The 13,263-nt window shown below is 63.3% G+C and carries 14 protein-coding genes and 1 pseudogene; 8 read left to right on the top strand and 7 right to left on the bottom strand.

What is annotated here, in order from left to right:
- Window positions 1–302: 302 nt before the first annotated feature.
- From C4901_RS16055 to ubiA, 7 genes are all read right to left on the bottom strand, one after another.
- Window positions 303–1,079: an exodeoxyribonuclease III gene (locus C4901_RS16055; RefSeq protein WP_110138225.1), complete on the bottom strand. Its 777-nt coding sequence runs from the start codon at window positions 1,077–1,079 to the stop codon at window positions 303–305.
- Between the two features lie 61 nt (window positions 1,080–1,140).
- On the bottom strand, window positions 1,141–1,599 hold the full coding sequence (locus C4901_RS16060) for a glutaredoxin family protein (protein WP_110138227.1): 459 nt from the start codon (window positions 1,597–1,599) through the stop codon (window positions 1,141–1,143).
- Window positions 1,596–3,638, bottom strand: coding sequence for a M3 family metallopeptidase (locus C4901_RS16065; protein ID WP_110138229.1), 2,043 nt, complete (start codon window positions 3,636–3,638; stop codon window positions 1,596–1,598). Before C4901_RS16065 ends, C4901_RS16060 begins: the two co-directional genes overlap by 4 nt.
- An 87-nt stretch (window positions 3,639–3,725) precedes the next feature.
- Entirely contained in the window at window positions 3,726–4,544 is an 819-nt protein-coding gene (aroE, locus tag C4901_RS16070) for a shikimate dehydrogenase (protein ID WP_110138232.1), read from the bottom strand.
- Entirely contained in the window at window positions 4,541–5,533 is a 993-nt protein-coding gene (locus C4901_RS16075; protein WP_205736081.1) for a sodium:calcium antiporter, read from the bottom strand. Before C4901_RS16075 ends, aroE begins: the two co-directional genes overlap by 4 nt.
- Before the next feature lie 11 nt (window positions 5,534–5,544).
- The gene (locus C4901_RS16080; RefSeq protein ID WP_110138234.1) at window positions 5,545–6,174 is read right to left on the bottom strand and encodes a glutathione S-transferase N-terminal domain-containing protein; all 630 of its coding nucleotides are present in this window, start codon (window positions 6,172–6,174) and stop codon (window positions 5,545–5,547) included.
- Window positions 6,171–7,070, bottom strand: a complete 900-nt coding sequence (gene ubiA, locus C4901_RS16085) for a 4-hydroxybenzoate octaprenyltransferase (protein WP_110138693.1) — start codon at window positions 7,068–7,070, stop codon at window positions 6,171–6,173. The genes C4901_RS16080 and ubiA overlap by 4 nt, the downstream gene beginning before the upstream one ends.
- 350 nt (window positions 7,071–7,420) lie before the next feature.
- On the opposite strand from ubiA, the gene C4901_RS16090 reads away from it, so the two are divergent.
- The 8 genes and pseudogenes from C4901_RS16090 (at window position 7,421) to C4901_RS16120 (ending at window position 13,099) form a co-directional block, all read left to right on the top strand.
- A complete protein-coding gene (locus tag C4901_RS16090; protein ID WP_110138236.1) occupies window positions 7,421–7,621 on the top strand; it encodes a helix-turn-helix domain-containing protein in 201 nt (66 codons plus the stop codon).
- Between the two features lie 41 nt (window positions 7,622–7,662).
- Window positions 7,663–8,016 (top strand): annotated as a pseudogene (locus C4901_RS19630) (type I restriction endonuclease); the annotation flags it as partial.
- Window positions 7,990–8,292 (top strand): hypothetical protein, encoded by a 303-nt coding sequence (locus C4901_RS19635; protein ID WP_370445991.1) that lies wholly within the window; start codon window positions 7,990–7,992, stop codon window positions 8,290–8,292. The pseudogene C4901_RS19630 and the gene C4901_RS19635, both read left to right, overlap by 27 nt.
- Window positions 8,289–10,958 (top strand): TrlF family AAA-like ATPase, encoded by a 2,670-nt coding sequence (locus C4901_RS16100; protein ID WP_110138240.1) that lies wholly within the window; start codon window positions 8,289–8,291, stop codon window positions 10,956–10,958. Before C4901_RS19635 ends, C4901_RS16100 begins: the two co-directional genes overlap by 4 nt.
- On the top strand, window positions 10,940–12,130 hold the full coding sequence (locus C4901_RS16105) for an RNA-binding domain-containing protein (RefSeq protein ID WP_110138242.1): 1,191 nt from the start codon (window positions 10,940–10,942) through the stop codon (window positions 12,128–12,130). Before C4901_RS16100 ends, C4901_RS16105 begins: the two co-directional genes overlap by 19 nt.
- A 64-nt stretch (window positions 12,131–12,194) precedes the next feature.
- On the top strand, window positions 12,195–12,419 hold the full coding sequence (locus C4901_RS16110) for a hypothetical protein (RefSeq protein WP_110138244.1): 225 nt from the start codon (window positions 12,195–12,197) through the stop codon (window positions 12,417–12,419).
- Window positions 12,420–12,452: 33 nt separating this feature from the next.
- Window positions 12,453–12,680 carry an AbrB/MazE/SpoVT family DNA-binding domain-containing protein gene (locus C4901_RS16115; RefSeq protein ID WP_110138246.1) on the top strand — a complete coding sequence of 76 codons (228 nt, stop codon included), beginning with the start codon at window positions 12,453–12,455 and terminating at the stop codon, window positions 12,678–12,680.
- A gap of 14 nt (window positions 12,681–12,694) precedes the next feature.
- Entirely contained in the window at window positions 12,695–13,099 is a 405-nt protein-coding gene (locus C4901_RS16120; protein WP_110138247.1) for a type II toxin-antitoxin system VapC family toxin, read from the top strand.
- Window positions 13,100–13,263 lie beyond the last annotated feature (164 nt).

Raw genomic sequence — 13,263 nt, forward strand, 5'->3', positions numbered from 1 at the left:
AACAAGAACCGTGCCAGCAGCCTGATCCGTTCTCTAACAGGCTGATCCGTATGAGTTTTGCGGGATATGTGGGGTGGCACCCGAGGGACTCCCGGGAAGCGGACGCGGCGCTAGTGTAAGCCTGGCACGGGAAAAACCCGGGGGTTGCGATGGAGTGCTATGCGGGTGTTACGTCCATGAAACATCCCAAAAGGGGTACGCGATCGCATAAACCCTGGGGAATGACCGTGGGACGGGTCGCTTAAGGTGAGCGCGACATGTAAGGGCCACGATACATGGGCGCGGGATCGCCCGTTGTGAGGCTAAGCGGGCGGCCAGGCAAGCTCGACTACGACCGGGGCATGATCCGAGGGCCGCGGGTGGGCGCGCGCCTTACGATCCACGTAACCCCGCACGAAGGTCGCGGCCAGCGGCGGACCGAGAAGGATGTGATCGATGCGCAGGCCTTGATCGCGCCGGAACGCCGCCGCGCGGTAATCCCACCAGCTAAAACCGCGGCCCTCGCCGGCCAAGCTCCCGAGCGCATCCGTAAGCCCCGTGTCGATCAAGGCCCGGAAGGCCGCCCGCTCGGGTGCGCTCACGAGCACTGAACCCTCCCAGACCGCCGGGTCGTAGACATCCCGGTCCTCGGGGGCGATATTGAAGTCGCCGGCCAGGACCAGGGCCGGGTTTTGCGCAAGCCAGACCCGGCTCTGCCCCTTAAGGGCCGCGAGCCAACCGAGCTTGTAAGGGTAGCGGGGCGAATCGACGGCGGTGCCGTTGGGGACATAGAGGCTCGCCACGCGCAGGCCCTGGAAGGTGGCCGCCAAGGCGCGACATTGCTCGTCTGCGAAATCCGCCAGACCGCAGGTGATGTCGCTGAGCGGCCCGCGCGCGGCAATGGCAACACCGTTATAGGTGCGCTGGCCATGGAAGACCACCTCGTAGCCGCGCGCCATGAACGTCGGGATCGGGAAGTCCGCATCCTGCACCTTGGTCTCCTGCAGGCACAGGATATCCGGCGCGACGTCGTCCAGCCACGCCTCGACTTGCGCCAGACGCACGCGCAGGGAATTGACGTTCCAGGTGGCGATCTTCATGCCGCGAGGCCCGCGCCAGCGCCGCGTGCCGCACGCCTACGCCGCGCGCACGGGCCCACCACTAATCCTTGGGGGCCTTGAGGTAACCGGCGGCCGTGAGTTCGTTTTTCAGGGCCGAAGGGATATAGCCGACCAGGACCTGCTTGCCGACCATGATCGTGGGCACCGTCGTCGATCCGGTCTTGTTCTTCATGTCCCGCAGGACGGATTGCCCGCGCGACACGTCCACCGCCCGAAACGGCACCCCGCGACGGTGTAGATAGGCGCTCACCTGCCGGCAGGGCGCGCAATGCGGCGCCCTATACAAAACCACGGGGTGCATGGCGCTCACCGCCTTGCGCACCGCCGAAGGCGAGGCGTGGTTGCGCATATGCATCACCCGCACGTGAGCCGCGGAGGACGGTGGCGGGGTGTTTTGGTAGGTGACGACCCCATTCGGGCCTACCCAGCGATACAAGGTGGCGGCATGCGCCGCCCCCACGAGCATTACCGTGCCCATAGCCGCCATCCAACGCGTCATGCGCTCCCCTCCGTTTCGTAAAGTCCGCTCTGTTTGAGCAGCGCGTCTATGCACGGCGCGCGGCCCCGGAAGCGCGCGAACAGGTCACGCGGATCGGCCTCGCCTCCCCGCTCCAGGATATTGTGGAGGAACGCCAGGCCCGTCGCGCGATCGAACACACCGCGCTCCTCGAAGGGGCCGAAGGCGTCGGCCGACAACACCTCCGCCCATTTGTAACTATAGTAGCCCGCCGCATAACCGCCGGCAAAGATATGAGTGAAGCTGTTCTCGAAGCGGTTGAAGGCCGGCGGCTTCAGGACCGCCACCTCGTCGCGCACGGCCTCGAGCAGTGCATGGACGGATCCGGCGGCCGGATCGAAACCGGCATGCAGGCGGATATCGAACAGCGCGAACTCCACCTGACGCAGCATCTGCAGGGCGGCCTGGAAGGTGCGCGCCGAACGCAGCCGCGCAAAGAGATCGCCGGGGACCGGCGCGCCGGTTCGGTAGTGGCCGCCGATGAGGTCGATGACGTCGCGCTCCCAGCAGAAGTTTTCCATGAACTGACTGGGGAGTTCGACCGCATCCCAGGGCACGCCGTTGATCCCCGACACCGCCGGCTCGTCGACCTGGGTGAGCATGTGGTGGAGGCCGTGGCCGAACTCGTGGAACAGGGTCTCGACCTCGTCGTGACGCAACAAGGAGGGGTGGTCGGCGGCCGGGGCCGCGAAGTTGCATGTGAGATAAGCAACCGGCAGGCTCGGCGTAGGGTGGCGCTGACGCACGCAGCACTCATCCATCCATGCCCCTCCGCGCTTACGCTCGCGCGCGTAGAGATCCAGGTAGAACTGCGCGCGCGCCGCACCATCGGGATCCGTGATTTCGTAGAAGAGCACGTCCGGATGCCAGACCTCGATGTCCCGACGCTCGCGGATGCGCACGTCATAGAGACGCTCGGTGAGGGTGAAAAGCCCCTCGAGCACCCGCGGCAGGGGGAAGTAAGGACGCAGATCCTCCTCCGAGAACTGGTAGCGCCGCTCCTTCAGCCGCTCGCTATAGTAAGCCGTATCCCAGGCCTCCAGCGAGATTCCGTCGGCCTGCGCCATGGCCTTCAGGTCCGCGAGTTCCTTCAAGGCCGCCGGCCGTGCCCGTCGGGCGAGATCAGTGAGAAAGGTCTCGACCTCGGCGGCATCGCGCGCCATCTTGGTCGCCAGCGAATAATCGGCGTAATGGGGATAGCCTAAGAGTGCCGCCGCCTCTTTACGCAACACCAGGATCTCGTCGGCCAGGGCGGTGTTGTCGTAACGCCCGCCCGCGGCCTGCGAGGCCCTCGTGACATAGGCCTCGTAGAGCTGCCGGCGCAGCGCGCGGTCCTGGGCGTAGGTCATGACCGGCACATAGCTTGGGGCCTGCAACGTGAGCAGGAAGCCGTCGCGCCCCCGCCTCTGCGCCTCGGCGCGCGCCTGCGCGAGCACCGAGGCCGGAATGCCCTGGAGCCGCGCCTCATCCTCGATGACCAGACTGAAGGCGTCGGTGGCGTCCAAAACATTCTGCTCGAAGCGGCTCGCAAGCTCGGAGAGCCGCTCCTGAATGGCCTTAAACCGCGCCTTGGGGGCATCCGGCAGGGCCACGCCCGACAGGCGCATGTCGCGCAGGGCGTTCGTCACGACCTTGCGGCGGGCCTCGCTCAGACCCGCGAAGTCCGGCCCGTCGGCGACCGCCTGATAGGCGCGGTAGACGCGCTCGTCCTGGGCATAGCCGGTCTGGTAGCTCGTCAGGCGGCCCAAACCGGCATTGTAAGCCTCGCGCAATGCCGCGCTGTCCGCCACGGCATTCAAATGCGCCACGGGCGACCAGAAGCGCTTGAGGCGCGCCTCCGCCGCCTCGAGCGGGCCTACCGCATCCTCCCAACCGGGCCGGGGCTCGCGGGACAGGCGCGCCTCGACCGTCGCGCGCGTCTCGTCGAGCATGGCATCGAGAGCCGGCGTGATCTGACTCGGCTCTATGTGGGCGAATCTCGGGAGGCCGTCGAGATCCAGCAGGGGATTGTCGTTCGCCATCGGTGGTCCCTGAATGATATCGGGGCTACTCTATCACGACCCGCCACACCCTCGAATCCTTCCGCCCCGCACAACACCCGAAGCCGGCTAACGCGCGTCCACCTCGGCACGCAATTGCTCGAGCACGGGGAGCGTGGGCGGGCGCGCGCCGTGCCATAGCCAAAACGACTCGGCCGCCTGCTCGACAAGCATGCCGAGACCGTCCGCCACTTCGCGAGCACCATGGGCACGGGCATGAGACAAGAAGGCCCGGGCCTTGGGACCGTACATCAGGTCGTAGACGATGGCCCCCTCGAAGAACACACCGGGAAGCGCGGGCAAGACCCCGGAAAGGCCGGCGGCCGTGGCATTGATCACGACATCGAAGGGTGACGCGCCCCCGACGCCGGTGTCCGCGACGCCCGCCCGCGCATCGCGGCATGAGGCAACCAGATCCCGGGCCCGTTTAGGGGTGCGATTGAAGATGGCGAGGTGGGCAATGCCCGCATCCAGCAAGGGGCCCGCGATTCCCTGGGCGGCGCCCCCCGCCCCCACCAGCAAGACCCGGTGACCCCGCAAGCGCCAGCCGTGATTCACGGTGAGGTCGCGGATGAGACCCAGGCCGTCGGTATTGTCCCCGACCCACGCCCCATTCTCCCATGACAGCGTATTGACGGCGTGCGCGCGGGTCGCCTCCGCCGAGGCACGCATGGCCAGGGCGAAGGCCTCGCCCTTCAAGGGTACGGTGATATTCGCCCCGCGCCCGCCGTCGGCGGCGAACGCCGCCAGCGCCCGCGCAAGCGCGCCGGGATGGACCTCCCGGCGCTCATAGCGCACGAGGCGGCCGGTCAGGGCGCCAAAGGCCTCGTGAATACGGGGGGACAGGCTGTGGTCTATGGGGTGGCCGAGCACGGCATAGAGGCTCATGCCACGAGAAGATAGCCGAGAAAGGCGGCGTAGAGAAGGCCGCCCGCCGCTATGTGGTAAGGACGGATCGTGGTCGCGCCTCGCAGACGCAGGCGCAGCATGCCGGCGCCGGCCATCGTGATCAGCATGGTGACGAGCAAAAGCGCGCTCGGGCGCCACGGCGTGAGCGTAAGCCCCAGGGCCGGTAACAGACTGCCCTGAAAGACGAGCGCGCCGGTGATGTTGCCAAACGCCAGGGTATCCTGGCGACGCCTGACCCACAAAACGCTATTGATCTTCTCGGGAAGCTCGGTGGCGATCGGCACGATGACGAGCGCCAGCACGAGCACCGGGACATCAAGCAGCCGGCCCAGCCCCTCGATACCCACCACGAAGCCCTGGGCGCCGGCGAGGATGCCGGCCAGACCCAACAGTAACTGGATATAGCGCAGGCCGGGCAGACGCTTCAGTACCCGCCGCGCCAGGTGCAGGCGGGCGTGGGCGGCGGTCTCGTGACCGGCGGCCACGAGCGCGCGGGAGGCGCGCAGCGTCGCCGTCACATAGCCGATATAACCGGCCACCAGGATCGTGGCCAACGCGTGCCGCCACAGACCCCCAGGGAGAAAAAGCCCCCCCAGGGCCAGCGCGAAGAGCGCCAGGAACCAGTCGAGATCGCGCTTAAGCCCCGCGCGTTCCGGGGTGAGTGCGGCCGCCGGCCCGCGGCTTTGCCAAGCGGCGGCGCCCATGACACCCATCGTCAGGGTCGAGAGCATGAGGGGCGCGCCGAGTACCGCCCCCACCGCCAAGCGCTCGCCGGCCCCGGGATGCAGGGAGCCGAGCAGGGGTACGGCGGTCTCCGGCAGGGCGGTGCCCACAGCCGCGAACAGTGATCCGGTCACGCCCTCCGATACCCCGAATGCCGCCCCCACATGCTCGATCGCATTCGTGAAAAGCTCGGCGCCGGCAAGAATGACCGGCAAGGCCACGAGCAGGAGGGCGAGCGCGATCACGGGGACCGCCGTCAGTGCGGCGCGTCGAGGGCCTTCTCCATTCCCGGAGGCACGGTCTCGGCGAACGAGCCGCGCGTACTGATGCCCGCGAGCCAGCGCGCAAGCCGCGGGTGCTTGCTGCGCCAGTCGTGCGGATAACGAAAATCGATATATTCGAGCGCCAGCGCCAACCCGAGATCGGCGATACTAAAACGCTCGTCCACGAGATAGGCATCACCCCGATCGGCCTTGTCCGCCCAGGCGAGCGCGCGCGCGATCCTGTCCTCTTGGCGGATGATGAAGTCCCGTGATTTCTCGGCGGCCGGACGCCTGTCTTCCAGGAGACGGGCGACCGTGGCATCGACCACGCCGATGCCGAGTGTGTTCCACAACAAAGCATGCAGGCGCTCGGACGGTGCAGCGGGGATCAATCGCTCGGGCGTGAGGGTATCGATATACTCGATGAGCAACGCCGAGTCGAACAAGACCCGGCCATCGTCGGTCTCCAGGACCGGGACCTTGCCGAGCGGGTTCAACGCCACGATGCGGTTGCCGGCATCATGCGGACTCTCCTGGATCCATTCGAAACGGATGTTCTTTTCCCGCAGGGCGATGCGCACCTTGCGCACGTAAGGCGACGTAGCATGACCATAGAGCTTCACAAAGACCTCCCGAGATAGGCGGCGACCAGGCCCACGAAGACGCTGCCGCCGAACCAGTTGTTGTTGAGAAAGGCCCGAAAGCAGTCCATGGGCCGGCGGTCGCGCAACAGACTCTGCTCATAGAGCGCGAACCCCAGGGCAAGCCCCAGGCCGCCATCGTACACGAGCCCCAGGTGCGCCATAACTCCGACCCGATACAAAAGCCCCAAGGCGACCGCGTGATTCAAGGCCACCATGGCCCGGTCCCAGCGCCCGAACAGGATGGCGCTCGATTTGACGCCGATCTTCAGGTCGTCGTCGCGATCGGCCATGGCGTAGGCGGTATCATAGGCCACGGTCCACGCGATGTTGGCAGCAAAGAGCACCCACGCAAGACGTGGGATGTGCCCGGTCTGGGCGGCGAAGGCCATGGGGATACCCCAGCCGAAGGCAAGCCCCAGATAGACCTGCGGGAGGTGCGTGAAGCGCTTGAGGAAGGGATACGTGGCAGCGAGCGCCACCGCCACGACCGAGAGCTCGATCGTGTAGGTATTGAGCCAGAAGGCGAGCATGGCCGCCAGGAGACAGAGCCCAAAGAACAGGGTGAGCGCGGCCCTGGGGCTCACCTCGCCCGCGGCGATCGGCCGGTCTTGCGTGCGCCAGACGTGCGGGTCGAAGTCACGGTCCGCATAGTCGTTGATGACGCAGCCCGCCGAACGCATGAGGAGCACGCCCGCGACAAATACGGCGACCAGGACGGGCCTCGGATGTCCCTGGCCCGCGATCCACAGGGCCCAGAGCGTCGGCCACATCAAGAGCAGGCTGCCGATCGGCCGGTGCAGCCGCATGAGGCGCACATAGGCCCCCAATCGCGCCCGCCCGCTCGCTCGAACCGCCCCCTCGCCCTTTGCCGCCATCATCCGCCCCTACGCCCGCGCCATGACCGGGTCTTGAAAACGTCGCATTGTAGCGCACTGCGCCCCCGCGAGACTCCAGGCCGTCGCGAGCCTCGGGCCTGCGCCGAGGCAGCTCACGGCGGCGGCACGCTCCGCGAGACCCAGAGACGGACTCATCACCTCAACGCCCCTGCGGCGCACCAAATACGAACTGCTACACGTGGCGCGCGTCGAGCTTGCTCATGAAGCCGCATCCCTCCTTGGTGTGTCGGCGGGTTTCCTGCAGAACTGGCGAGCGCCTACCGCGCTTGGTAGGATTGGTCAATCCTGGCTAACGAGATTCAGCGTCGGCAAATGGTAACGGCAAGACGATGACTTACCCGGAAGACGAAATCCTGACGCTCGACGAAGTCGCCGCATACCTCAAAGCCGGAAAACGGACAGTCTATCGCTTGGCCCAGAAGGGAGAAATTCCAGCGTTCAAGCTCGGGGGCACGTGGCGCTTTCGCCGCTCCGAACTGAATCGCTGGATCGCCGAGAGCATAAATAGGCAAAAGTCGGAGGCGGTGTGAACGTGGGTCAAAACAGCGCTGCGAAGGAAAGGGTTTGGTTCATGGCAATAACAGAAAACCAAATCGACCGAGATCTCATTGCCGCACTGAAAGATCTCAAATACACCTACTGCCCCGATATCCATGATCGTGCCGTGCTGGAGGCGAGCTTTCGCGAAAAGCTCGAGGCCCTCAACCGCGTTCGCTTGATCGACAGCAAATTCCAGCACCTGCTTGACAGCGTCATTACGCCTGATGTGTACAACACCACCCAGACGCTGCGCGACATCAACAGCTTCGAGCGCGACGACGACACGCCGCTGAACTACGCCCTCGTCAATATCCGCGACTGGTGTAAGAACCACTTCGAGATGGTCAGTCAGTTGCGCATCAGCACCGACTCTGATCGCTTCAAGGCCAAGAAGAAGACGCGCGAACTTGCCGGCATTGGGGCGCGGCATGGCCTAGGGGCTTCCGCGCCGCAAACCTTTGTCGATGAAGTGCTGCGCCGCCGTATCTTCGGCGGCGAAGCCCTGAGCGATCCGATGGCCCCGCTGGCCCCCTTGGGCCTGGGCTGGAAGGCACGCATCGAGAAGGAACTGGCGCCGGTGGAAAACCTGACACCGCTGCTGCACAAACCGGCGCAGGGGTACGAGATTGCCGGGCTGTCGGCGTATGAGGAGGGACGATGACGGATGACCTGCAACCCCAGCAATCAGGGGCGCGCACTAACGTTTTCGTCGAAGGGGCACAATGGGTTCGCGCCGACTTTCATCTGCACACCCGCGCAGACCGCGAATTCAAATACGCAGGCGACGACAACTATTACAACAGCAACTACGTGGCAGCGCTAGAGAAAGCGCAAATCCGACTGGGGGTCATCACCAATCACAATAAGTTCGACTTTGAAGAGTTCAAAACACTACGCAAGACAGCCCAAAAGAAAGGCATTGCGCTGCTGCCGGGCGTTGAGCTGTCCGTCAACGATGGGGCCAATGGCATCCACACGCTGGTTGTGTTCTCCGGCGCGTGGATTGATGGGCACAACCACATCAGCCCATTCCTGACCAGCGCGTTCGAAGGTAAAGCACCGGCAGAGTATGAACAGGAGAACGGGCGCACCTCCTGGTCGCTCCTGGAGACGATCAAGAAGCTGGAAAACTATCACCGCGACTTTTTCCTCGTCTTCGCCCATGTGGAAGCACCCAGTGGGCTGTGGGCCGAGCTGAATGGCGGCCGCCTTTCCGAGCTGGGGCAAAACGAGTTTTTTCGGCGCAGGGCCCTGGGCTTCCAAAAGGTACGCACTCGCGATGGTATGGGCAAAGATAAGCCCAGCCGCGCCAAGGTTCAGGACTGGCTGCAAAACTGGTATCCCGCCGAGCTTGAAGGCAGCGACCCCAAGGGCATCGACGAAATCGGTTGCGGCAAGACCTGCTATTTAAAGCTGGGCGAATTGTCTTTCGAGGCTGTCAAGTTTGCCTTGAGCGATCCAGCTTCGCGCGTTGCGTCGGAGCCGCCCAAGCACCAGGCATCCCATATTCGCAGCATCCACTTCGATGGCGGCATCCTTGACGGGCAGACGCTGCATTTTTCCCCCGAACTCAATACGCTCATCGGCATCCGTGGCAGCGGCAAGTCATCCATCCTGGAGGCAGTGCGCTACGCCCTCGACATTCCACGGGGCGAGAAGGCACAAGATATCAGGTACAAAGATGAGTTGATCCGCCACACCCTGGGCAGCGGCGGCAAAGTGACGCTGACGGCCAGCGATGTGTACGGGCAAGAATTCACGATCTCCCGCATCTTCCGCGAAGCACCCAACGTCTACCTGGACGACAAGTTGCAGCCAGGCGTATCGATCCGGGAAACCGTACTGCGCCGCCCGATCTACTTCGGGCAAAAAGACCTCTCCAGCACCGGCGAAGGTTTCGAGACCGATCTGGTGGAAAAGCTGGTCGGCGAAAAGCTTCGTGTCCTGCGCGATGACATCGAGGACCAGCGCCTGCGCGTGCGCGAAGCCACCCAGCGCTGGCTGAAACTCAGCAACGCCGCCGAACTCAAGCGCGACTTCGAGATCCAACTCACCGATGCCAACTTCCGTCTGAAGAAGTTCGAGGAGTACGGTGTCGCCGACAAGCTGCAGAAGCGCCTGGGCTTCCAGCAGGACGCCGCTGCGCTAATGCGCATGAAAGAGCGGGCAGACAACTTCATCCTTGCCTTGGGCAGCCTGCTCGCCGGGCACGAGGACGAGTTGCGCAACGCGACGAGCTATGTGTCCCGGCAGAACTCGGAATTCTTCTCTGCGTACTACGCCGAGTTTTCCGATCTCATTGCAAAGGTCGATCAGCTCAAGCAGATCGAGCAAGAGGCGCGCGCCATTGTGGCTCGCCTCAAGACCAAACAGGGCGAGTTTGAAGGTGTAAGCAAGAGTCTCCAGGAAGAGTTCGCACAAGTCGAGCGGCAGCTGGCCCAGGAACTCAAGCAAACCGGCATGACCGCTATCCAACCGGACGACTTCCTGGTCCAGCAACAGCGCAAAACAAAAGCTGAGCAAATGTTGGAGGCGCTGACCAAGCAGGAGTCACAGCAGGCTAGTATCCGCGATGCGTTATTTGACGAGATCGGCAAGCTAAACGACCTTTGGCTGCGCGAGTTCAACACCGTCAAGGCGGAACTGGACCGCGTGAATGCCAGCCACACTGCTCTGCAGATCGAAGCTGACTTCAAAGGCGACAAGGGAGCCGCCATAAACTTCATGCAGCAGCTTTTCAAAGGCAGCAACATCCGCGAAGCCACGCTGCGAGCGGTCATGGAGGACTACGCCGATTTCGGCGGGCTGTTGCGTGCCCTGCCGGGACCTTTGGCCAAGGCAGGCAGTACTCCCGAGGTCTTTGAGAAGACCTTCATGCAGAACCTGGCCGAGTTCGTCACTTGGCAGGTGCCCAACCGGTTCATCATCCGCTATCGCGGCAAGGAGCTGAAGCACCATTCACTCGGGCAACGTGCTTCGGCACTACTGCTGTACGTGCTCAGCCAACGACAGAACGACGTGATCATCATCGACCAGCCAGAAGACGATCTGGACAACCAGACTATCTACGACGATGTGATCAAGCTGCTGCGTAACATGAAACCTCACACCCAATTCATCTTTGCCACCCACAACGCCAATTTCCCAGTGCTGGGTGACGCCGAGCAGGTGCACGCCTGCCAGTACCAGGACGAAAAGGTCGCCACGCAAAGCGGCAGCATCGACGCCCGCGTGGTGCACGAAGCCATCATCAGCATCATGGAAGGTGGCCGGGAAGCCTTCAACCGTCGTAAAGAGGTTTACAACCTATGGAAACCACAGAGCTGATCGACATCCTCAGTCGAGGCGAGGACAGCCGCCATCAGTTCAAGGCGGACGTCACCAATGCCGATGCCTTGGCGGGGGAGATCGTTGCTTTCAGCAACACCGCAGGCGGGCGCATCTTTATCGGCGTGAACGACGATGGCTCGGTGCGCGGTCTATCAGGTGCCGACGTGGCCCGCCTCAATCAGCTTGTCGCCAACGCGGCATCGCAGAACGTGCGCCCAGCTGTGAATCCGCTTACCGATAACGTGCCACACCCAGCGGGCACGGTTATCGTGGTCTCCATTCCTGAGGGCATCAGCAAGCCTTACATGGACAGAAACGGCGCTATCTGGGTGAAGTCGGGCCCAGACAAGCGTCGGGCCACCTCGCGCGAGGAACTGCAACGCCTGTTCCAGCAGGCAGGCTTGGTCCATGCCGACGAAACACCCGTGGCCGGCCTGGGCTCGGGCGATGTGGACCTACCCTACTTCGAAGCCTTCTTCGAGCAGCAATTCGGCGAGCCGCTCGCCCAGCATCAGCAGCCACTGCCCCAGTTGCTGACCAACATGAACCTCTTGAGCCAGGGGCATCTCAATGTCGCCGGAGCGCTGTTGTTCGCCAAGACACCGCACTACGCGCTGCCCGCCTTCATCATCAAGGCGGTGGCCTTCGTCGGCAACGAGATTGAGGGCGAGCGCTACATCGACAGCCGGGACATCACCGGCAAGCTCGCCGATGTGTTTCAGCAAACACTGGGCTTCATCAGCGCCAACACCCGCGCCCTGCAAGGGGATCAGGGCATCAACACCGTGGGCCGCCCCGAAGTGCCCCGCATCGTCTGGGAAGAGCTGGTCGCCAACGCGCTCATTCACCGTGATTACTTCATCAACGCCCCGGTGCGTGTGCTGGTGTTTGCGGATCGAGTCGAGATCGTAAGCCCCGGACACCTACCCAACAATCTGACGATCGAGAACGTCAAAACCGGCAACTCCAATATGCGTAATCCTGTCTTGGCTTCATTTGCCGCCAAGCTCCTCCCTTATCGCGGGCTGGGCAGCGGCCTGCTGCGTGCCTGGCCTGACATCGAGCTCATCGACGACCGCGCCGGCAATCTCTTCAAGGTCATCGTAGCGCGGCCCGATGTGCTACCAGCGGCAGCATCGGTTGCCATGAATGCGGAGCGCGCCGAATGAGCGGAAACGACAAGCGCCCATTGGTGCCACGGTTGCGGTTTCCGGAGTTTCGGGAGGCTGGGGTATGGATTACGAAGAAACTGAAAGGCGCTTGCGGCGCGAATCCGCGAACCCTGAACTTCCGGAGAGGTTTGCATACATCGATTTGGAGTCCGTCGAGGCTGGGAAGCTAAAGGCACGCAAGATTTTTATTCCAGAACGCCGTCCGAACGATAACACGATGGCGACAGCGGCAGCCTTCAGCAGGGTGTTTGACCGATGGCGTAGAAAGTATTACTCTCAAAAGTAATACGCCGAACACACCCCCTATAAGGAGATCATCATGCGAATTACTAGCAAAGGCCAAGTCACCATCCCCGTCGACATCCGACTCAAAGCCGGCCTTCTGCCCAACACCGAAGTGGAGTTCGTTGTGCGCGGTCATACCGTCATCGTAAGGAAGGCCGAGAAGGCTCCGCGTCGCGGGCGCGAGCTTCTTGCGATCATGCGCGGCAAGGCCACCGCACGTCTTAGCACCGACGAAATCATGGCCTTGACCCGTGGCGCCTGAGGACGAATCCACTCATGGACGCCGTCCTGGTCGATAGCAACGTCATTCTGGATGTTGTGACCGAGGACCCCCAATGGTACGAATGGTCAGCCGCCCAGTTGGAGCGCCTGGCCGAACGGCACATACTTGCCATCAATCCCATCATCTACAGCGAAGTGTCTATCGGTTTTGACCGGATCGAGGATCTTGATCAAGCTGTGCCGGACGGGTTTTTCCGTCGCGACCCCCTGCCCTGGGAGGCGGGATTCCTTGCCGGAAAATGTTTTCTCCGATATCGCCACTCTGGAGGTCAACGCCGCTCGCCGCTTCCGGATTTTTACATCGGCGCGCATGCGGCGATCCATGAGATGGTGCTGTTGACCCGTGACGCCCAGCGGTACAAGACCTATTTCCCGAAGCTCGCGTTGATTGCCCCTTGAGTATCGCCGATCTTTACGCCCAGGGCGTTTGCGCGAATCGCGATCCCCAAAGAGGGCCCGAGGCCCTACAGAGCGCTTTTGCGAATACCCGTGCCACGACCCTTGCTGGACGGCAACCCGGACAGTCGCCACGGTCCTGACCGCTGAGCACGACCGCTGTATCT

Origin of the sequence: Acidiferrobacter sp. SPIII_3, assembly GCF_003184265.1 — a bacterium.
Taxonomy (GTDB): Bacteria; Pseudomonadota; Gammaproteobacteria; order Acidiferrobacterales; family Acidiferrobacteraceae; genus Acidiferrobacter.

Bases quoted from the DNA above. Each gene is read 5' to 3' on its own strand.
- aroE (WP_110138232.1), bottom strand. From the start codon at position 4,544: ATGAGCCTCTATGCCGTGCTCGGCCACCCCATAGACCACAGCCTGTCC.
- C4901_RS16065 (WP_110138229.1), bottom strand. From the start codon at position 3,638: ATGGCGAACGACAATCCCCTGCTGGATCTCGACGGCCTCCCGAGATTC.
- C4901_RS16060 (WP_110138227.1), bottom strand. From the start codon at position 1,599: ATGACGCGTTGGATGGCGGCTATGGGCACGGTAATGCTCGTGGGGGCG.
- ubiA (WP_110138693.1), bottom strand. From the start codon at position 7,070: ATGGCGGCAAAGGGCGAGGGGGCGGTTCGAGCGAGCGGGCGGGCGCGA.
- C4901_RS16100 (WP_110138240.1), top strand. From the start codon at position 8,289: ATGACGGATGACCTGCAACCCCAGCAATCAGGGGCGCGCACTAACGTT.
- C4901_RS16110 (WP_110138244.1), top strand. From the start codon at position 12,195: ATGGATTACGAAGAAACTGAAAGGCGCTTGCGGCGCGAATCCGCGAAC.
- C4901_RS16115 (WP_110138246.1), top strand. From the start codon at position 12,453: ATGCGAATTACTAGCAAAGGCCAAGTCACCATCCCCGTCGACATCCGA.
- C4901_RS16105 (WP_110138242.1), top strand. From the start codon at position 10,940: ATGGAAACCACAGAGCTGATCGACATCCTCAGTCGAGGCGAGGACAGC.
- C4901_RS16120 (WP_110138247.1), top strand. From the start codon at position 12,695: ATGGACGCCGTCCTGGTCGATAGCAACGTCATTCTGGATGTTGTGACC.
- C4901_RS16090 (WP_110138236.1), top strand. From the start codon at position 7,421: ATGACTTACCCGGAAGACGAAATCCTGACGCTCGACGAAGTCGCCGCA.
- C4901_RS16055 (WP_110138225.1), bottom strand. From the start codon at position 1,079: ATGAAGATCGCCACCTGGAACGTCAATTCCCTGCGCGTGCGTCTGGCG.